13 protein-coding genes are annotated in these 20,596 nt (G+C 59.2%); 7 read left to right on the plus strand and 6 right to left on the minus strand.

Going from position 1 to position 20,596, the window contains the following annotated elements:
* Positions 1-2: 2 nt before the first annotated feature.
* The gene (locus KBF66_RS01415; RefSeq protein ID WP_296650952.1) at positions 3-3,371 is read left to right on the plus strand and encodes an EAL domain-containing protein; all 3,369 of its coding nucleotides are present in this window, start codon (positions 3-5) and stop codon (positions 3,369-3,371) included.
* Here the strand turns inward: KBF66_RS01415 and KBF66_RS01420 are convergent.
* Entirely contained in the window at positions 3,363-6,260 is a 2,898-nt protein-coding gene (locus tag KBF66_RS01420) for a Cache 3/Cache 2 fusion domain-containing protein (protein ID WP_296650954.1), read from the minus strand. The genes KBF66_RS01415 and KBF66_RS01420 overlap by 9 nt on opposite strands.
* A 163-nt stretch (positions 6,261-6,423) precedes the next feature.
* On the opposite strand from KBF66_RS01420, the gene KBF66_RS01425 reads away from it, so the two are divergent.
* From KBF66_RS01425 to KBF66_RS01440, 4 genes are all read left to right on the plus strand, one after another.
* Positions 6,424-8,805 (plus strand): DNA internalization-related competence protein ComEC/Rec2, encoded by a 2,382-nt coding sequence (locus KBF66_RS01425; protein ID WP_296651171.1) that lies wholly within the window; start codon positions 6,424-6,426, stop codon positions 8,803-8,805.
* Positions 8,806-9,210: 405 nt separating this feature from the next.
* The gene (locus tag KBF66_RS01430; RefSeq protein WP_296650957.1) at positions 9,211-10,725 is read left to right on the plus strand and encodes a circularly permuted type 2 ATP-grasp protein; all 1,515 of its coding nucleotides are present in this window, start codon (positions 9,211-9,213) and stop codon (positions 10,723-10,725) included.
* A 44-nt stretch (positions 10,726-10,769) separates the two neighbouring features.
* Entirely contained in the window at positions 10,770-11,729 is a 960-nt protein-coding gene (locus KBF66_RS01435) for an alpha-E domain-containing protein (RefSeq protein WP_296650961.1), read from the plus strand.
* A gap of 149 nt (positions 11,730-11,878) precedes the next feature.
* Positions 11,879-12,748: an HDOD domain-containing protein gene (locus KBF66_RS01440; protein WP_296650965.1), complete on the plus strand. Its 870-nt coding sequence runs from the start codon at positions 11,879-11,881 to the stop codon at positions 12,746-12,748.
* 11 nt (positions 12,749-12,759) lie between these two features.
* Here KBF66_RS01440 and KBF66_RS01445 read toward each other — a convergent pair whose 3' ends face one another.
* The 4 genes from KBF66_RS01445 to trxA all read right to left on the minus strand — a co-directional run bounded on the left by KBF66_RS01445 (position 12,760) and on the right by trxA (position 16,683).
* Positions 12,760-14,451: a hypothetical protein gene (locus KBF66_RS01445; protein ID WP_296650968.1), complete on the minus strand. Its 1,692-nt coding sequence runs from the start codon at positions 14,449-14,451 to the stop codon at positions 12,760-12,762.
* Between the two features lie 90 nt (positions 14,452-14,541).
* Positions 14,542-14,799, minus strand: a complete 258-nt coding sequence (locus tag KBF66_RS01450; protein ID WP_296650972.1) for a type B 50S ribosomal protein L31 — start codon at positions 14,797-14,799, stop codon at positions 14,542-14,544.
* 100 nt (positions 14,800-14,899) lie between these two features.
* Complete coding sequence (gene rho, locus KBF66_RS01455; RefSeq protein WP_296650974.1) at positions 14,900-16,162, minus strand: transcription termination factor Rho; 1,263 nt, start codon at positions 16,160-16,162, stop codon at positions 14,900-14,902.
* A gap of 188 nt (positions 16,163-16,350) precedes the next feature.
* Entirely contained in the window at positions 16,351-16,683 is a 333-nt protein-coding gene (gene trxA, locus KBF66_RS01460; RefSeq protein WP_296650977.1) for a thioredoxin TrxA, read from the minus strand.
* 166 nt (positions 16,684-16,849) lie between these two features.
* On the opposite strand from trxA, the gene KBF66_RS01465 reads away from it, so the two are divergent.
* Together KBF66_RS01465 and KBF66_RS01470 are read left to right on the plus strand one after the other, a co-directional pair.
* Positions 16,850-18,106 carry a TIGR03862 family flavoprotein gene (locus KBF66_RS01465; protein ID WP_296650979.1) on the plus strand — a complete coding sequence of 419 codons (1,257 nt, stop codon included), beginning with the start codon at positions 16,850-16,852 and terminating at the stop codon, positions 18,104-18,106.
* Positions 18,107-18,170: 64 nt separating this feature from the next.
* Positions 18,171-19,523, plus strand: a complete 1,353-nt coding sequence (locus KBF66_RS01470; RefSeq protein ID WP_296650982.1) for a methyltransferase — start codon at positions 18,171-18,173, stop codon at positions 19,521-19,523.
* Between the two features lie 2 nt (positions 19,524-19,525).
* On the opposite strand, the gene mltB is transcribed toward KBF66_RS01470, so the two are convergent.
* The gene (mltB, locus tag KBF66_RS01475; RefSeq protein ID WP_296650986.1) at positions 19,526-20,590 is read right to left on the minus strand and encodes a lytic murein transglycosylase B; all 1,065 of its coding nucleotides are present in this window, start codon (positions 20,588-20,590) and stop codon (positions 19,526-19,528) included.
* Positions 20,591-20,596 lie beyond the last annotated feature (6 nt).

Below are 20,596 nucleotides of genomic sequence, written 5' to 3' on the forward strand. Positions count from 1 at the left end.
CCATGCAAAACCAGGGCAAACCGCTGCAACCACTGCGACTGCTGCTCGAGCGCCATGCGCTGGCACTGACGCTGGTGACCGCGCTGCTGGTGTCATCCTGTTTCACACTGTTTGGTATGCTGCCCATGGCCAGTCAGATTGCCCGGGCACAATTTGACAGTGCCATCGTGCAGGTCGACAGCGGACTGAGCTCGACCTTCCAGCCCCCGGCGCGCATGCTGATGATGAGCGAAGCCTGGATCGCCGGGCGCGCGCCGGACCTGAACTCGCCCGAAGCGTTCAACGCACAGTTCAAACCGATTTTGCAGGAGATCGGGCAACTGACATCGGTAGTTGCGGGTAGCTCTGATGGTCAGGGCTGGCTGCTGTTGAAGCAGGACCGCAATCAGTGGCGTAACCGCATGACCGACATTCCGCGTTGGGGTTTGAGCAAGCATTGGCTGATGGAGCAGGGTGCCGACGGTACGATGCAGCGCAGTTGGTCAGAGCAAGCCTACGATCCGCGGCAGCGGCCCTGGTTCAAGGGGGCCATGGCGCAGTCGGGACAGAACAGTGTCTTTTGGACGGCACCCTACACGTTCTTCACCACCGGTGACGCCGGCATCACTGCGTCGCGGCGATTGCGTTTGCACGATGGTCAGGATTTTGTGCTGGGATTTGATCTGAAGCTGCGCGACCTCTCCAAGGTCACAGTGGGTGCCAGTGTGGGCGTCAACGGGCTGGCCTTGGTGTTCACCGACGACGAAAGAGTGCTGGCACTGCCGGCACCGCCGCATCCGGTCGATCATGCAGACTGGCTCAAAGGTGTGCTCAAACCGGTGCCAGAACTGGGCGTGGCGGCCGTGACCGATGGTCTGGCTCACTGGCGTGGGCAAAACCGGCCGCTGGGCGAGGTGTTGTCCTATAGCACCGGAGGGGCACCCTGGCTGCTCAGCGTCCGGCCTCACTTGCTCGGTGAGCAGCGCCTTTGGGTGATGGTGCTTGCGCCGCGTGCCGATTTTGTGCCCGCCTGGCAGCCGGTCGTACTGGCTTTGGGTCTGGCGCTGTTGTTGGTGATGGTGTTGACACTGTGGATGATCCGTGTGGGCACTTTGCGCCTGTCCAAGCCTCTGGAAGCGCTGGCCAGTGCGAGCCGGCGAATGGGACAACTGGACTTTCAGGACACGGTCGATACCGACAGCCCGGTGCTGGAGATTGCTGAATTGGCGTGCAGTCAGGCCGGTATGCGCAATACCTTGCGCGGCAATCAGCAAGAGCTCGCTGCACGTGCTCAGGAACTGAATCAGCAAGTGGCTGCGCTGCGCAGCGTCGAGTCCCGCCTGCACAGCCAGAATGACCAACTGTCGGCCATTCTGGAGAACTTTCCTGGCGGCGTTCTGGTGGTGGATGCCGCAATGCGGATCACTGCATTCAATGCGCGTTACCAGAACATGATGGCCTTGCCCGACAACCTGCTCAACTCTGACGGCTTGAAGTTCGAAGATGTGCTGCACTACATCGCGCAGCGCGGTGACTTTGGTGTGGGCGACGTTGAACAGACGGTACAAGACCGTTTGCAACAGGTGCGTCTGCCGGTTCCGCACCGGTTTGAGCGGGTGCTGGCCAATGGCCAAACGGTTGAGGTGCTGGGTACACCCTTGCCACTGGGTGGTTTTGTGATGCTCTACCTGGACGTGACCTCGGAACGGCAGCATCAGGAGCAACTGGAACGGTTGGCCCATTTTGATGCCTTGACCGGACTCCCCAACCGGGTCTTGTTTGCAGACCGCTTGCGTCAGGGTATGTTGCAAGTCAGCCGCCGCGGGGAGCAACTGGCGGTGGCTTACCTGGATCTGGATGGTTTCAAGTTTGTCAACGACAGTTATGGCCATGAAGTGGGTGATCAGTTGTTGCTGGTACTGGCAGCACGCATGAAACAGGCCTTGCGTGAGGGTGATACGCTGGCGCGCCTGGGGGGGGACGAGTTTGTCGCGGTTTTGCTTGGCGCCCAGGGGCCGCCCGACGGGGTGACGCTGTTGCGGCGGCTGCTGGCCGCGGTGGACAGCCCGGTCACCTTGCTGGGTCGAGAGTTGCGCATTTCGGTCAGCATCGGGGTTGCCACCTACCCGCAGAGCCAGGATGTGGATGCCGAGCAACTGTTGCGACAGGCAGACCAGGCCATGTACCAGGCCAAGCAGGCCGGCAAGAATCGTTTTCATTTTTTTGACGCCGAGCACGACCACAGTTTGCGCGGCCAGTTCGAAAGCTTGCAGCGCATGCGCCAGGCCCTTGATCGCGGCGAGTTCGTGCTGTATTACCAGCCCAAGGTCAACATGCGCACCGGTGCCGTGGTGGGGGTTGAGGCGCTGATCCGCTGGCAACACCCTGACCGTGGCCTGCTGGCACCCGCCGAGTTTCTGCCGCTGATGGAGGACCAGCCTCTTGCGGTCGATGTTGGCCGCTGGGTGATTGACACCGCACTGGCGCAAGTCAGTGCGTGGAAGGCGGGGGGGCTGGCCATGCCAGTGAGTGTCAACGTGGGAGCACGGCAGTTGCAGCAGGCGGGCTTTGTTGACGACCTGCGCGCCAGCTTGGCCCGCCATCCGCAAGTGGCACCTTCCGACCTGATGATCGAGGTACTGGAGACCAGTGCGCTCGAAGATATGGCGCGGGTGACCAGCGTCATGCTCCAGAGTCGGGCTATCGGGGTGAATTATTCGCTCGACGATTTTGGCACCGGTTACTCGTCCCTGACCTACCTCAAACGCCTGCCCGTGTCGCAACTCAAGATTGACCGCAGTTTTGTGCGCGACATGCTCGATGATCCGGACGATTTGTCGATCCTGGTGGGGGTGCTGGATATGTCGGCATCGTTCCATCGCCAGGTGATCGCAGAAGGTGTGGAGACCGCTCAGCATGGCTTGATGCTGCTGCGCCTTGGTTGCGAGCTGGCGCAGGGCTATGGCATTGCTCGACCCATGCCAGCCCAGGACCTGCCGGGTTGGGCAGGCCTTTGGCAAGCGGATCCGCTCTGGCGCGATGTGGCAGTGGTGTCTCGGCAGGACATGCCGTTGCTATTTGCCGGTGCTGAACACCGGGCTTGGGTACAGGCGCTGGAGGCTTATCTTCAAGGCAACGGTGAAAACCAGGCGCAAATGGACAGCGCGCAATGTCATGTCGGTCAATGGCTTGGTGGCAAGGCGATGCAACAAGGCGCCGACCCACTGGCGTTGCGGCGGCTGATCCTGCAGCACGAGTCAATTCACGACTTTGGCAAGCATCTGTGCGCCATGCACCAGCATCATCAGTCCCATGCCGCTTTGCAGCAACTGCCGCAGTTGCGCCAAATGCGCGACGAATTGATGCGGCAGCTCGAGAGTCTGCTACCGTAGCATCGGCCTGCGGGCATCCGCTTGCACGGGCGTTGAACCACCGGTGTTGAAAAAGGCAACCGATTGCTGGAGTTGTTCGGCCTGGGCGGACAGCTCCTCGCTGGTCGCCGCCAACTCCTCGGACGCGGAAGCGTTCTGTTGGGTGGCACGTGAAAGCTGGCCCATGGAGGCCCCGATCTGTGTGATGGACTGGCTCTGTTCACTGGATGTAGTGGCGATCTCCTGAACCAGCATGGATGTTTTCTGAATGCTGGGCACGATCTGGTCGAGCAGATGCCCGGCACGTTCGGCTGTGTTGACACTGCTGGCCGCAAGTTCACCAATTTCTTTCGCGGCCTCCTGGCTACGCTCGGCAAGTTTTCGCACTTCCGCCGCCACCACGGCAAAACCCTTGCCATGTTCGCCGGCGCGGGCTGCTTCAATCGCGGCGTTGAGTGCCAGAAGGTTGGTTTGATAGGCGATGTCGTCCACGATTCCGATCTTGGCGGCGATTTGTTTCATTGCCGAGACCGTCTGGCTGACGGCGCTGCCCCCATCTGCTGCTTCTTTGCTGGTTTTGGTGGCCATGCCGTCAGTGACATGGGCGTTTTCGCTGTTCTGGCTGATGCTGGTGGACATCAGGTTGATGCGGGCGGTTGATTGCTCAACGCTTTGCGCTTGCTCACTGGCGGCGATTGAAAGCGTCTGTGCCGTTGTACTGACCTGAAGAGCGGCATCGCTGAGGGCGTTGGCGGCATCACGCACCTCGTCAATCACCCGTGTCAGGTTTTCTGCGGTGAGGTTGGTACTCTCACGGACCTTGCCGAATATTCCGTCGTAGGCATGGGTGATGCGATAGCTCAGGTTGCCCCTGGCAAAGGTGGCTAGCGCCTGCGCCACATCGCCGATCGCGTCTTCACTGGTGTCGAGCAGTTTGTTCATGCCCGCTGACAAGGTGGCAAAAAAACCACTCTTGCCCTGCAAACTCAAGCGCGGACTGAGGTCGCCTTGCGCTGCCGCGTGCACCACCACACCAATCTCGTCTTCTGCCGCGAGCTGTTCAGTGACGTCCTGCCATTGCCCAACCGTACCCAATCGTGCGCCTTCAGGCGTGATGACGGGAGTTGTGGTGACGTCGTAGATCCTTCCTCCGAGTTTCATGCGGGTATGCGCTACAGCAGTGAGTTGGTGCAGCCTTGTCACCGCAGCCTGTGGATCGGCATAAAACATACCGATGCTCGCACCCACCACCCGTTCCGGGTCAAAACCAGGTATGGTGGCCCGAAAACCTGCTGCGTTCTGTCGTAGCACGGTTTGCAATGCGTAGTTGGCGTAGATGACAGTGCCCTCGTCATTGGCAATCCGGACGGGCAAGCTGACGTTGTCCAGCGCTGCCTTGACACGGGCGTTGTACCGGGCGGCCGTACTGGCGTGCCGCAGCGTCTGCTGGACTTTGTCAACCGCTTCGCTGATACGCGCCTTTTGACCGGGCAAACGTTCGATGGCAACATCGAGCTGGCCCTCCGCGTATCCGGTGACCACGTCGACAATGCGATTTTTCAGTTCAATGTGGGAATGAACCAGTGCATTGATGCTCTGTGCCATGGTGCCATAGACGCCAGGCAACTGACTGGCAGGCATGCGATGGTCGATGGTGCCAGCATCGTGTGCCGCTGCCATATCGGTCTGGGCTTGCTGGAATCGGCACAGCACATCCTGCATATTGCCCATGGCCATCGTCAGGTGCCCAATTTCATCCAGTTGTTTCGCTTGCAGTGCAGTGCTCAGATCACCCGCAGCGATCTTGTCGGCCGCCGCGCTCACCTGGCTCAACGGGCGCACGACCATGTTGCGGATCATCAGCAACCAGGCACCGCTGATCAGCAGCACCGTGATCAGCGCCGCCATCGCAAAGGTGTTGCGCAATAACGGCACTTCGGTGGTGTATTCGTCCAGATAGGTCCCACCTGCGAGTACCCAATCCCAGGTTTTCAGGTGGGCAAACGCCAGCACCTTGTCGCGCGCGGTTCCTGGCGCGTTGCCGGGATCCACCCAGGGGTAGCGCAGACTGCCTTCCTTCTGCTGAAGCATGTCGCGTACAAACTCGCGTCCATTGGCGTCCTGGGTGGCCAGCAGATTGCTGCCCTCGGCAGTCGGATGCACCAGCAACTGTCCCAGTGTTTCACCGGGACGCGCGTCCACGATGTAGAAGAAACCGGTCTGGCCGACTTTCAATTGACGAAGTGTGGCTTTCAGCGCGCTCAGGTAATCAGAGAAATCCAGCCCAATGAAGCTCAGCCCCACCACATGGCCCAAGGTGTCACGGATGGGTTCATACTGGGTCATGTACTGTCGGCCAAAGAGGGTCGCCAGGCCGACAAAACCGTGTCCCGCCAGCGTTGCCTGATAGCCCGGATGGGTCCGCTCGAGCAGGGTTCCAATGGCACGTTCACCCTGATCGTTTTTCAGGGAGGTGGTGATGCGAACAAAGTCGTCTCCCGTCCTGGCAAACACCGTGGCAACCGCGCCCGTCATCGCCGTGAAACGATCAACCTGTGTGAAGTCGAGGTTCAAGGCTTTGCCATCCATTCGCAGTGTTGGCGTCGGGCGCCCTTTGATGTCGATCGGGGCGGGTAGCAGCTCAAACCTACCGTTCAGACTGGTGCGAAAGGCGTTTGACAAGTCCTGGCTGCGTTTGCGCAGGTCACGCTCGCTGCTGGCGATCATTTCCACCAGCATTTTGGTCTTGTCCGAGACCTCTTGTGTCGCGCGTAGTTGCATGGTCAGCGAGACTGCGTAGGTGATGGACAGAACGCCCAGCGTCATTACCGTCGCCACCAGCAAGAGGTTGCTGAGCGCCAGCTTGGCGCCCAATCCCATGCGTTGCCAACGGTTCAAAGTCTTGGACATGACGAAATTTCCTCAGTGCTTTGTACCAAAAGGTTCATCGTAATCAAACCGTGGTCACTGGCTTTGATGTGCATCAAAAAGGCGATGAGCCGTCACATGCCGTTAGCATCCACGTATGCCCTGGCCCCATCACCCTCCGATGAACCGTTCGCAGTCGGCTGGGATGACAGCGGCGCTGTGGGGTATTTTGCTGGGCAGTGCTGTCCAATTGCATCAGACGGCTTTGTGGTCGATTTGGATCTATGCGGCTTTCGCGGCATCAGCGCCTCTTTTGTTTGGTTTCAATGCTATTTACTTGAATAGCTTGGCGCACCACTCCGCGAGCCGTTGGTGTTGGCTGGCTGCGTTTGCCCTGTTGGCTTTTGCCACCACGGGCATGCGTGCCAGCCATTTCGAGAGCCGGACCCTGTCACCTGCCTTGGAGGGACTTGACCTGCGGTTGACCGGCACCGTGGCTGCGATGCCACAGGCGTTTGCGTTGGGTGAGCGCTTCAGATTTGCACCAGACAGCGCCATCAGGGCGGGCCAAGCCGTCACCTTGCCTGCCTTGATCGATTTGACCTGGTACGGTTCGCAGGCGCCTTCATCTGAGGAGTCTGGCGCGGGGGTGCTGGCAAGCCCGCGCCTGCCAGCGGCACCGCGGGCCGGTGAGCGATGGCAGTTCAGTGTGCGGCTCAAGGCGGTGCATGGCAGCGTCAACCCTTATGGTTTTGACTATGAGCTTTGGCAGTGGGAGCAAGGTGTGCAAGCCACTGGCTACGTGCGCAATGGTGCCAGCGACCCACTCCCTGTCCGGTTGGCGACCGGCGTTGGTTATCCGATGGCGCGCTGGCGTGAACAGGTGCGCCAGCGCATCATGGAACGGTTGCCCGATCCGCAAAGCAGTGGTTTGATAGCGGCCTTGGTGGTAGGCGACCAGCGCGCCATCGATCGTGATGACTGGCTTGTGTTTCGTGCGACCGGGGTGGCTCACCTGGTCAGCATTTCAGGTTTGCACATCACCATGTTTGCCTGGCTGGCAGCACGTGTGGTGGGTTGGCTGTGGCGACGCTCAAGCTGGCTCTGCCTGCGCTTGCCGGCTGTGCACGCCGCGCTGCTGGGTGGCGTCGGGCTGGCCCTGTTCTATGCCCTGTTCAGTGGTTTTGGTGTGCCGGCACAGCGCACCATTTTGATGCTGGCCTGCGTGGGTCTGTTGCGGCTCAGTGGGACGCGCTGGCCATGGCCTTCAGTTTGGCTGCTGGCGTGTGCTGCCGTGGTGGTGCTTGATCCGTGGGCGATGCTGCAAGCAGGTTTCTGGCTCAGTTTTGTCGCAGTTGGCATCCTGTTCGCTACTGATTACGAAGCTTTGAAACGTCATGAAAATTGGGCTGGAGGTCATTTTTATACTTTTTTTATGGAGCAGTGGGTGATCACGCTGGCACTCACACCGTTGTCGCTGCTGTTGTTCGGGCAGGTGTCTTTGGTGGGTATACCCGCCAATGCTTTGGCCATCCCTTGGATCACACTGCTGGTGACGCCGGCCGCAATGCTGGGTGTGCTGCTGCCTGGCTTGTGGGAAATGACGGCCATCGCCGTGTCTTGGATGATGCTGGTGCTGGCATGGTTGGCGGGTCTGCCATGGGCGGTGTGGTCGGTGGCACAAGCACCGCTGTGGGCTGCTGTGGTGGCATTGCTCGGTGGTTTTGTGATGGCCATGCGCTTGCCCTGGTCGCTGCGCGTGTTGGGTTTGCCCATGGTGTTGCCAGTGGTGTGGTGGCAGATGCCGGTGCCGGCATGGGGTGAATTCGATGTGTTGGCGGCAGACGTGGGGCAGGGCAGTGCCGTGTTGGTACGAACATCCGGGCACGCATTGATGTTTGATGCCGGACCGCGATACGGTGAGGGCAGCGATGCGGGCCAGCGGGTGCTGGCACCCATGCTGCGCGCGTTGGGTGTGCAACTCGATACGCTGCTCCTCAGCCATCGCGACAGCGACCATGTGGGTGGCGCGCCAGCTGTACTCGCCATGCAATCCGGTACCACGTTGTTGAGCTCATTTGCCGATGCCGCAGAGTCCGGAGTTTTGTGCCGGGCAGGCCAGCATTGGCGTTGGGACGGTGTCGACTTTCGGGTGCTTCATCCGCCTCCCGAGATGCTCCAGCCGCAGCGCAATACCAACGCCGCGAGTTGTGTGCTGCATGTTTCAAATGGGGAGTCTGCGGCCTTGCTGACAGGCGATATTGAAGTAGCGCAGGAGGCTGGCCTGGCAGCCACCAACCTTGTCAAGGCCGATCTGCTGGTGGTTCCCCATCATGGCAGCAAGACATCGAGCAGTGCGCAGTTTCTGGATGCGGTCAGTCCGCGCGTGGCAGTTGTGCAGGCAGGGTATCGCAATCGCTTCGGGCATCCTGATCCGCTGGTGCTGGCCCGTTACCGTGAGCGGGGTATTTTGGTGCTCGATACGCCTCATTGCGGTGCGGTGATGTGGCGCTCTGGGTCCGACCCCTTATCGACCTGTCAGCGTCAGCAGTCACCCCGGTACTGGCACCACCGTGTCCCGAATTAGGGCATTGTTGATTGGCCTTGTGCTGGTAGTCCCTGCTAAGCGACAAACAGCCACGCCATGCACCCACACGGTGCGACGACTCTCATGCCTTTTCGTTGCACCAAGTCGGTGCCTCCGGATGGCGCCAATGTGCGACGCGATCTGTGGCCATCGCGTTGCTTGGGTCGCGTCGTGCGTCCCATCCGGTGGCAGGAGGCGCGCGAAGAAAATAGCGTACCAGCCCATTCGACTGGACGGATGCGCGTTTTCAGTCTGGTCCAAGGTTGGCCGCAGATCGGGCTGATCCAGGGTGGTCCATGCCGGATTGGGCGAAACACCCATTGTCATGAATTGTTGTCAAAGCCCGCATTAATGTTGTCGGGATAGGCCTGAAACTTGCTAAGCTTGGTGCAGGAGAAACGATTCATGCAGAAATTTGACGAGATGTACACCCGCCTGCCCTATGAGTTCTTCAGCAAGGGTGCGCAAATTCGCGATCATTACAAAATCTATGATGCGTGGTTGGCCCGACAGCCTGGCGACATGATGGCCAAACGACGCGAAGAAGCCGAGATGATCTTTCGGCGGGTGGGCATCACCTTTGCGGTTTATGGCGAAAAGGACGAAGAGGGTGCCGGAACCGAGCGGCTGATTCCGTTTGATCTGATCCCGCGCATCATTCCAGCGCACGAATGGACCAGCATGGCGCGTGGACTGGAGCAGCGGGTGACGGCGCTGAACCGCTTTATTTTTGACATCTACCATGAGCAGGAGATCATTCAGGCGGGCATCGTGCCGCGTGAACAGATCGAAAACAACGCGCAGTTCCGTCCCGAGATGGTGGGGGTGGCAATTCCCAATCAGACCTACTCGAATATTTCAGGGATTGACATCGTGCGGGCACCCAATGCCGCTGGTGAGGGAGAGTATTACGTGCTGGAGGACAACCTGCGCGTGCCCAGCGGCGTGAGTTACATGCTGGAAGACCGCAAGATGATGATGCGGCTGTTTCCAGACCTGTTTTCGGCCCATCGGGTCGCGCCCATCGCCCATTACCCCGACTTGCTGCTGGAGACTTTGCGGGCCAGCAGCCCGGCCACCACCGCCGAACCGACGGTGGTGGTGCTGACACCCGGAATGTACAACAGCGCCTATTTCGAGCATGCCTTTTTGGCGCAGCAAATGGGCGTGGAACTGGTGGAAGGCCAGGATTTGATGGTCAAGGACAACTTTGTCTACATGCGAACAACCCGCGGGCCGAAACGGGTGGACGTGATTTACCGGCGCGTGGATGACGATTTTCTCGACCCGACGGTGTTTCGACCCACTTCGACATTGGGTTGTGCCGGCCTGATGGACGCGTATCGGGCGGGTAATGTCACCATCAGCAACGCGGTTGGCACCGGCATTGCCGACGACAAGTCCATTTATCCCTATGTGCCGCAGATGATTGAGTTTTACCTTGGTGAGAAACCGATTCTCAACAATGTCCCCACCTTCATGTGCCGCAAGAAAGACGATTTGGCCTACACGCTGGCCAACCTGAAGGATCTGGTTGTCAAAGAGGTGCATGGTGCGGGGGGGTATGGCATGTTGGTTGGCCCCGCTGCCACAGCGGCCGAGATTGAAGATTTCCGCAAGGCACTGCTGGCCAATCCCAGCGGCTACATTGCGCAGCCGACCCTGAGTTTGTCAAGCTGTCCGACCTTTGTCGAAAGTGGTATTGCGCCACGCCATATTGACCTGCGGCCTTATGTGTTGTCGGCCAAAACGGTGCAAATGGTGCCCGGAGGGCTGACCCGGGTCGCGCTCAAGGACGGCTCGCTGGTGGTCAACTCCTCACAGGGCGGTGGCACCAAAGATACCTGGATTCTCGAAGACGATGCCGCGCCAACTGAAGCTGCTGTACCGGCGCGCCAGGCGCAGCAGCAGTCCAGTTGACTGAAACGACACCGGTTGCCCCATTTTGTTTTCTGAAAGCGCGTATGTTGTCAAGAACCGCCGATCACCTTTTCTGGATGAACCGTTACACCGAGCGTGCCGAAAATACGGCCCGACTGCTCGATGTCAACTACCAGACCTCGCTTTTGCCACAGTCGGAGGCGGTGGCGCTTGCTGGCTGGCAGGGTCTGCTTTCCATCAGCGAACTGTTGCTCAGTTACCGGGACAAACACGGTGACATCCGTGCCAAGGAGGTGATGGACTTCATGGTGAAGGACGAAAGCAATCCATCGTCCATCCTGTCGTGTCTGGGTGCTGCCCGAGAAAATGCCCGAGCCGTGCGGGGCACGCTGACCACCGAAGTCTGGGAAACGCAGAACCAGACCTGGCTGGAGGTCAAGCGCATGATCAAAAACGGTGAGTTTGAGCAGGATCCCGCGCAGTTTTTTGAGTGGGTCAAGTTTCGCTCGCATCTGTCGCGCGGGGTAACCGTGGGCACCATGTTGATGGATGAGGCCTTGCATTTCATGCGTTTGGGCACCTTTCTGGAGCGGGCAGACAACACCGCACGGCTGGTGGATGTCAAGTTCCACGCTGTTGAGAGTGACTTTTATGGCACGGCCAACGAAAAAGATCAGGAGTATGACTTTTACCACTGGAGCGCCATCTTGCGCAGCGTCAGTGGGTTTGAGGTGTATCGCAAGGTTTATCGCGACGTGATTCGCCCGGAGCGGGTGGCTGAACTGCTGATATTGCGTTCAGACATGCCACGCAGCCTGCATGCCAGCCTCAATGAGGTGGTGAGCAACCTGCGCATGGTGGCCAATGACCAGTCGGTTGAGACCCACCGCCGGGCCGGCAAACTGCGTGCCGAATTGCAATACGGACGCATTGACGAGATTCTGGCGACCGGTTTGCACGCCTATCTGACCCAGTTTCTGGACCGGATCAATGACCTGGGTGCCTGTATCAGTCGGGACTTTCTGGTGCCCATGCCTGGCTGATGCAAGGGCCACTGCACTTGGCTCTACGCCAGGTGTTTGCTGCTCAAGCTTGCCTTCCGGCCAGATCTCGCGCTGCTTCTGGGGCATACTCGTGCCTGCAAACCCGCAGGTCTTGCGGTGACCAGCGGACAGAACTGAAAGAGATTTGGATGAAAACCCAACAGATCAATCGCGAGCTTGACGCCGCTCGCGATTCCGGGCCGGTCAGGGACATTGTGATTCCACCCTGTCCGCAGCTGCTTGCGCAACTTCAGGTGGAATTGAATCAGGCCGACCCCGACCCTTTGGTGGTCGCCGCGATCGCCGGCAGTGATGTGGCGATGGCCGCGGCACTGATTCGGATTGGCAACAGCTCACTTTATGCGCGCCGCGAGCCGGTCAGTTCGGTCGGGCAGGCGGTTTCGATGTTGGGTGTGCGGCCAACCGCTGCGGTGTTGACCGGATTTTTGCTGCGCAATGCGATTGCGCTCGATCCTACCCTGATTGAGCACTTTTGGGAGTCGTCCAACCGCCGGTCGTTGGCGATGGCGCATATTGCGGCCCAGATGTATGGCGTGGACGTTGAGGTGGCCAGGACTTGTGGCCTGTTTCTGCATGTGGGCATACCCGTCATGTTGCAAGGGGTCAAAGGTTATCGTGGCACGCTGGCTGAAGCCATGGCGCGGCAGGACCGTACCTTTACCCAGACTGAGAACGCAGCCCATCGAACCGATCACGCGGTGGTTGGTGCGATCGTCGCCAGAACCTGGCGTTTGCCAGCGGTTGTTGGCCACGCGGTTCGCTTGCATCACGATTTCGCCGTCCTGTCTGACACCACATTCGAACTGCCGGTGCGTCAACTGGTCGCCGTCGCCGCCATTGCCGACCACCTTGTGTCGCGCCATGAAGGTGTCGCAGATCAGCGCGAATGGCGCCATTTTGGTGCTGATTGCATGTCGTTTTTGCAAATTGATGCGGCTGAGGTCGAGTCCTGGAGCGACGTGTTGTACTCGGCGTTCGAACGCGTGGTGGTGTCCTGAGGCAGGGAGGCCTAGTCTCGGCGCTCGTAGAGGAGCAGTTTTTCCCTGGCGTCACCCCGATGCCGGACGGTGCCACGCAATTCCCATGGTTCGGATGACGCTGCCAGGTAATTCAGTACCTCCGAATCACCCAGCAACCAACGGCACTCCGCTTGCTGGACGATCGGTTTGAGCGTCAGTCCACCATGATAGGTATACGCCGCCATCTGGCCGCGGCTCAAGCCCAGCGTGGACACACAGGCGGGTTTCTGCGGCATCAGAACGGTCGTTTGTGCCACCAGGGGCAGGTAGCTGCGTGCAAAGTCCAGCAGCGGCAACCACAAGGTCATGAGCAACAGCCAGCACAGGGCCGCCCCCCCGGCTGGCAAGACCACACTTTTCCAGATCGCGGCACGGTGCCTGCCTGCACGCCAAAAAACCAGCCAAGCCCATACGGCAGTAGCCGTAAGTGCTATTAGAAATGAAGATAAAACAAAACTGTGGCTGAACCCCGGGGCCAGTCGAGCCACATTGAGCGCCGGCTTTGCCGGTATGCCAGTCTGCATGGACAACCAAACGACCCAGATGATGATGGCGCAACCACTGAAAAAGATCAGCGTGAACCAGTCAATCAGTGCCCCGACGCTGCGGCTCAGAGTGGGCAGGGCGAAGGCCGCCAGGGCAGCCAGCGCCGGCAAGGCCAGCAGCAGGGAGCGATCTGCAGCCGTGGTCAGCAATGTGGCCACACTGGCCACAACCACAAACCACAGGGGAATCCAAAGGTGTCGGCTGGTGAGCCGGGACCCACGCAATTGATGCCGCCAGCGCCACACCGTCCAGCACGCCAGTGGCCAGGCAGGCCACGTGAACCAGAGGAACAAGCGCCCCAAACGGGGCCAATCCAGCCACGTTGGCCAAGCCACGCTCCAATGCCACAGGTGCAGGTAAGTTGCCAGCAGGGCGCAGCCCAGTGTCATGGCAAGCACCCCGCTTGCCCGCAGCTGGCGATGTTGTCGCAAGGCGTCGTTGGGACCCAATTCCAGCCAGTAAATGCCCGCGCATCCCAAACCCAGCAACAAGGCCAGCGTGGGTGCGCCGGAGAGGGTCAGACCCATCAGACCCACGGCAGCTCCCAGGCCGGGAGCAATGGGCCGGTATGGCAGGGCTGCGGCCGCGTAGAACAACAGGGCGGCAAAACAAAGCTGCGCCAGCGCGGGAGTGGTCTCGTGCGCCAGTTGCGCCAACCCCAAGCTGGCGATCATGGCCAGCACGCCACCATCCGCCAGTGCCCGGGCGTAGTCGGTGGGTTCCGCCTCGCCACCAAAAGCAAACGCAAGCGGTTGTGCCAAAGGGCTGCGCGCCAGGTAATAGGTGCCGTACCAGGTGGCCATCAAGGCCAGCATCAGCAACAGCATGAACGGTATCCGTGCCGCCAGGTCAGGCGCTATGCCAGCGGGTGCCAGCATGATGGCCCAGGCGCCCAGCCAATAGGGCAAAAGTGCCGAAACCTCGGGCAACAACCCACCCATCACTGGTTGCCACCAGTCGGTGGTACCCTGAGCCAGGGCCAGCATGTAGCCAAAACTGCTGATGTCGGCGTTCTTCCAGGGCCCCCGGCCGACAAAACCCGGCAGCACATAAGCCAGGCAAAACAGCCACAAGGCCAGCCTTGGCAAACGCATGACGGCGCCTTGGGCAACGATGGCAGGGGTGGGCTGGTTCACGATGGGGTGGGGCAACGCGCGTCGGTGACAAAGAAAAAGGCAGCGCGGTATGACCCGGCTGCCTTGTGCGGCGACGACTGGGGCCAGTGTTTACTTGGCAGCGGTCTTGCCGAAACGGTTGCGGAACTTCTCCACGCGCCCGCCCATGTTGTCGACCGATTTTTGGGTACCGGTGTAGAAGGGGTGCGATTCGCTGGAGGTGTCGAGCTTGTACAGCGGCAGATCGCGACCGTCTTCCATCTTGATCATCTCCTTGGTGGAGGCGCAGGAACGCGTCACAAACTTGAAGCCATTGGACAAGTCCTGGAAACAGATTTCACGGTAGTTGGGATGGATGCCTTTTTTCATTTCGATTACTTTCAGTTGTGCCAGCCGCGTCGGCCCTTGCACCAACCCCGGTGCAATTCAAAGCCAGTCGTACTTAGCGCGAAAAACGCGAGATTATAGATTAACCGCCGCGACGCATCAGCTCGAAGAACTCGCTGTTGGTTTTGGTGGCTTTCATTTGTTTCAACACCATCTCCATGGATTCGATCTCGTCCATGTTGTAGAGGAACTGGCGCAGGATGCGGGTTTTCTGCAAGATTTCGGGCTGCAACAGCAGCTCTTCACGGCGGGTGCCGCTGCGGTTGAGCTGGATCGACGGGAACACGCGTTTCTCGTACAAACGTCGGTCCAGGTGAATCTCGGAGTTGCCGGTGCCTTTGAACTCTTCAAAAATCACTTCATCCATGCGACTGCCGGTGTCCACCAGGGCGGTGGCGATGATGGTGAGTGAGCCACCTTCCTCCACGTTGCGTGCCGCGCCAAGAAAGCGCTTGGGGCGTTGCAAGGCATTCGCGTCAACACCGCCGGTCAGCACCTTACCGCTGGATGGCACCACATTGTTGTAGGCGCGCGCCAGTCGGGTGATGGAGTCCAGCAGGATCACCACGTCTTTTTTCAGCTCCACCAGGCGCTTGGCACGCTCGATCACCATTTCGGCCACATGCACGTGGCGTGCCGCTGGCTCGTCAAACGTCGAGGCAATGACTTCACCTTTGACGGTGCGCTGCATTTCAGTCACTTCTTCGGGTCGCTCATCCACCAGCAGCACCATCATGTGGCTGTTGGGATAGTTGGCTGAGATGGCGTGGGCAATATGTTGCATCATCACGGTTTTGCCGCTCTTGGGCGGAGCCACCAGCAATGCGCGCTGTCCCTTGCCAATGGGTGCAATGATGTCAATGATGCGCCCGGTGATGTTCTCCTCGCTCTTGATCTCCCGCTCCAGACGCATCTGCTCCTTGGGAAACAGCGGCGTCAAATTTTCGAACATCACCTTGTGCTTGTTCTCCTCAGGACCGCCACCGTTCACCTTTTCGAGCTTGTTGAGGGCAAAGTAACGCTCGCCATCCTTGGGCGTGCGCACTTCGCCTTCAATCATGTCGCCTGTATGCAGATTGAAACGGCGAACCTGGCTCGGGCTGATGTAGATGTCGTCGGTGGAGGCGGTGTAACTGGTGTCGGGGCTGCGCAAAAAACCAAAGCCGTCGGGCAGGATTTCGAGCACACCATCGGCAAAGATCTGCTCACCGGCGCGGGCGCGTTTCTTGATGATGGCAAACATCAGCTCCTGTTTGCGCATCCGACCAGTGTTTTCAATTTCGAGATCTTCGGCTTGCTTGAGCACTTCCGACACGTGCAGTGCCTTGAGTTCGTTTAAATGCATGAAATGACGCAGTCTGAATGAGGAAACGGGGGAGTAGGGATGGCCAGACTTGTGGGGTAGAGTCTCTGGGGCCTTTGCCAGGGTCTCAGGCTAACCTGGATCAGGGTGCCTGAGTGGCGATGATTATGACAGGAAATTGCCCTGATCCGGGATCAGGGCAAACCACCGGGTCATGTCCGGCAAAAAAATTAGCCGAGTTGTTGGTCAATGAAGGCGGTGAGTTGCGCCTTGCTCATGGCACCAACCTTGGTTGCGGCAAGCTGGCCACTCTTGAACAACATCAGGGTTGGAATACCCCGAATACCAAACTTGCCGGGAATCTCACGATTTTCATCCACATTCATCTTCGCGATTTGCAGTTTGCCGGTATAGGCGCTGGCCACCTCATCGAGTATCGGTGCGATCATTTTGCAGGGGCCGCACCATTCGGCCCAATAATCCACCAGAACGGGTAATTCGGAGAGAAGGACGTCACCCTCAAACGAGGCATCGGACACATGTTTGATCAGTTCACTGGCCATGATTTTTCCTGTTGGATGTTTTTGAAAATTGTGGAACCCCGAAATTGTGACAGAAACCGCCGTCCGGCACTACCGACGCGGTGGATGCAGCACCAAGTTACATTCACGCTTCACGCTTCGGTGTGCGCAGCGCAACAGATTGATCAACCAACGGGCAAAAACGCCGATGCATAAAGTGATGGTGGTGGGTGCCGGTCCAGCCGGTTTGATGGCGGCAGAGACACTGGCGACGGCAGGTTTGGCGGTCGAGGTTTTTGACGCCATGCCCAGCGTCGGACGAAAGTTCCTGCTGGCCGGCAAAGGTGGACTCAACCTCACACATTCTGAACCGGCGGATGTTTTTGTCACGCGTTATGGCGAGCGTCAGGCCGAGGTGGGTGCCTGGCTCGCTGATTTTGATGCCCAGCGGGTACAGGACTGGGCGGCCGGTCTGGGTATCGGGTGTTTTGTCGGCAGTTCGGGGCGGGTGTTTCCGCAGGACATGAAGGCTGCACCTTTGTTGCGCGCCTGGCTGCAGCGGCTGCGTCACCCGGCAACTGGTCAGGCCGTGCGGTTTCACATGCGACACCGCTGGAACGGCGGGATGCAGGTGTGCCAGGACGGGCAGATACTGCTTGACTTCGAAACACCCCATGGAATGCAGCAGGGAAAAGCACATGCCGTCGTTCTGGCGCTTGGTGGTGGCAGTTGGGCACGGCTCGGTTCGGATGGGGCATGGGTGTCGTGGCTGGCGTCCAAGGGGGTTGCCGTTGGGCCATTGTTGCCAGCCAATTGCGGTTTTGACCGACTGGGTGGTTGGAGTGCGTTTTTCGCCAGTCGTTTCGCCGGCTTGCCGTTTAAGTCCGTGGCGATCCGGGTGCCCGCACCGGAAGGCGTGTGTTTCGAGCGCAAGGGCGAGTTTGTTGCCACGGCCACGGGTGTTGAGGGCAGTCTGATCTACGCTGCCTCCAGATGGTTGCGCGACGATATTCTGGCGCATGGTCAGGCCATGTTCACACTGGATCTGTTGCCGGACATGGCGGCGTCGCGGGTATTGGCGGAGGTTTCTCACCCGCGTGGCAGTCGTTCGCTGAGCAGTCACCTGAAGAGCCGACTGCATCTTGATGGCATCAAGACAGCCATTCTGTATGAACTGCTGAGCAAGTCGCAGCTTCAGGATCCGGTACAACTGGCAGCAGCCATCAAAGCGTTGCCGATTGCATTGCACGCCACCCGTCCGCTGGATGAAGCCATCAGTTCGGCCGGCGGTGTGAGGTTTCAGAGCCTTGATACCACCCTGATGTTGTCGGCGATCCCGGCGGTATGGTGCGCCGGCGAGATGCTCGACTGGGAGGCTCCGACAGGCGGATATTTGTTGACAGCGTGTCTGGCCAGCGGTGTGCGGGCCGGGCGTGGTGTTATACAGTTCTTGCAAGGAATATAGCCGAATAGCCCATATATATTATGGTTTTATTGCTATAAATTAGATATTAATGGAGTCTGAAAGTATGTCGATGCCAAAGTTCAAGCCTCCGATCCGTGGATCGCGCCAGTTGGGCCAGCGGAACGCGGCGCAGGCGTTGGAACTTGCCAGATCATCACTGGCGCAGGGTGACTTGGCTGCAGCCGAAAAAGTGCTATCGGCCTTGCTAAAGGCACTACCCAAACAACCCAGCGCGCTGCATTTGATGGGAGCCTTGCACAACATGCGGGGTGACTCTGCAAACGCACTGACGCTGATGCAGCAGGCCGTTCAATTGCAGCCCCAGGATGCCAACATCTGGAACGATATTGGTCTGGTTTATGGCAGGTTGGAGCGGGTCGACGACGCCATCCTCGCCTATCAGCGATGTATTGCCCTGGCCGGCAAAACCATACTGGCGGCAAAGGCGCTGGACAATCTGGGGCGATTGCAACTCCAACACGATGCGTCTGCGGCTGAACAATCATCTCGTCAGGCCACGGAGTTTGCGCCGGGTTTTGGGCTCGCCTGGTACGGACTGGCGCAGGCGCTGATCGTTCAGGACAAGCTGGAAAATGGTTTACAAGCGGCACTTCATGCGGTGCGCTTGATGCCCAAAAGTATGGCCAGGGAGGTGTTGGCTGACGTCTTGTCGAAGCGTGGTCATCAACAGGCCGCCATAGACTTTTACCAGCAAATGCTGCAAGACGATCCTGATAACCCGCGGGTGTTGCATCACCTCAAGGCGTTGACGGACCCGCAGTCCCCTGAGCGTGCCAGCAACGCTTACATCGCCTCTACGTTTGATGGTTTTGCGGCCAGTTTTGACACTAAGTTGGCGCGTTTGCACTATCACGCGCCGCAACTTGTGATCACGGCCTTGGCGTCCCGCTATGCAGATGCGCGAAACGCGCTGGATGTGGCCGATGTCGGTTGTGGTACGGGTTTGTGCGGACCTTTGCTGTCACCTTGGGCGAAGAGTCTGGTTGGTGTTGATCTGTCTTCCGGAATGCTCGACAAGGCGCGCCAACGGGCCGTCTACACCGAACTGCATCATATGGAACTGTGTCAGTTTCTCGGTGGGCAGCCGCAGGCTTTTGACGTCGTGGTATCAGCCGACACGCTGGTTTACTTTGGCGATCTCACCGAGGTTCTGGCCGCTTGCCAGCATTCACTGCGGTGCGGTGGTCATGCATTTTTTACTGTGGAGGCATTGATGGATGACGCCCTGGCGCATCGGCTGGCACCACATGGCCGCTACGCACATAGCGGGAGCCATGTGCGTGACGCTGCGCAGGCGGCTGGGCTGGTGTTGTGTGCGATCGACCCGCACACCCTGCGTACCGAGCGTGGCGAGCCAGTCGCCGGGTGGGTAGTCAGTCTGCAAAAGCCAGCGTAGCGCTATTTGCGGCTTTGCAGATAGGCCTGCATCACCGCCTGACCCAATTCGATCACGGCCATGGCGTAGTAACTGCTCCAGTTGTAGCGGGTGATGACGTAGAAATTCCCGGTGCCGGCGACGTAACTGGCTGGCTCGGTACCATTCTGCAACTCGATCAGCGCCAGTTTGCCAGGGTACAACTGCGCGTCGGCTTCCAGCAATGCCCCCTTGGCCTGAAATTCAGCCAGGCTAAAAGTTGGCAGGATGTCAGGCGCCATCAGAGCGGTCATGTTCAAGGCGTCAGCATCCAGCTGTACCGGAAAATGTGTCGGTAGGTCCTTGACCCAGCCATGCGATCTGAGATAGTTGGCGACCGAGCCAATGGCATCGACAGGACTGGCCTGCAGGTCAATGCGACCATCAGCGTCAAAATCGAGCGCATACGCGGCGATGCTGCCGGGCATGAATTGTGGCAGCCCTATAGCACCGGCGTAACTTCCCAGCACACTGGTCGGTTCGGTCTGCGACGCATGCATGAGGCGCAGAAACTGACCCAACTCGCCTCGAAAATAGGCGCTTCGCTGCTCGGCACGCGGGTGACTGGCCGGAAAGTCCAGCGCCAGCGTTGCCAGTGCGTCGAGCACACGGTAGCTGCCCATATGCTGACCAAAAATGGTTTCAACGCCGATGATGCCGACGATGATCGCCTTCGGAACACCGGTCTCGTCCTCGGCGCGCTGCAGGTCTGCGTCATGGTTTTGCCAGAAAGCCACTCCCGCCCGAATGCGGATGGGCTCGACAAAGCGGCTGCGATACACCCGCCAGTTCTTGCGCACGCCCGCGGCCGGTGGTGTCACTGCTTTGGCCACACTTGGCAGGTAGTGCGCCTGCGCCAGTGCCTGACGCACCCAGTCAACGTCGATCCCCTGCTCTTGGGCGATCTGTTGCGCCAGTGTGATAGCGTCGCGGCGCTGTGCGTAGCTGGGGCCGGGTATCTCGTCGGTTTTTGAGGCCGTCCGGGTGGACTTGTTTTTGATGACTTTTGCAGCACTAGCGCTTGTGCAATATGAGATTGTTGCAATCATTAATAT

The organism is Rhodoferax sp. (assembly GCF_018063565.1).
GTDB lineage: Bacteria > Pseudomonadota > Gammaproteobacteria > Burkholderiales > Burkholderiaceae_C > Rhodoferax.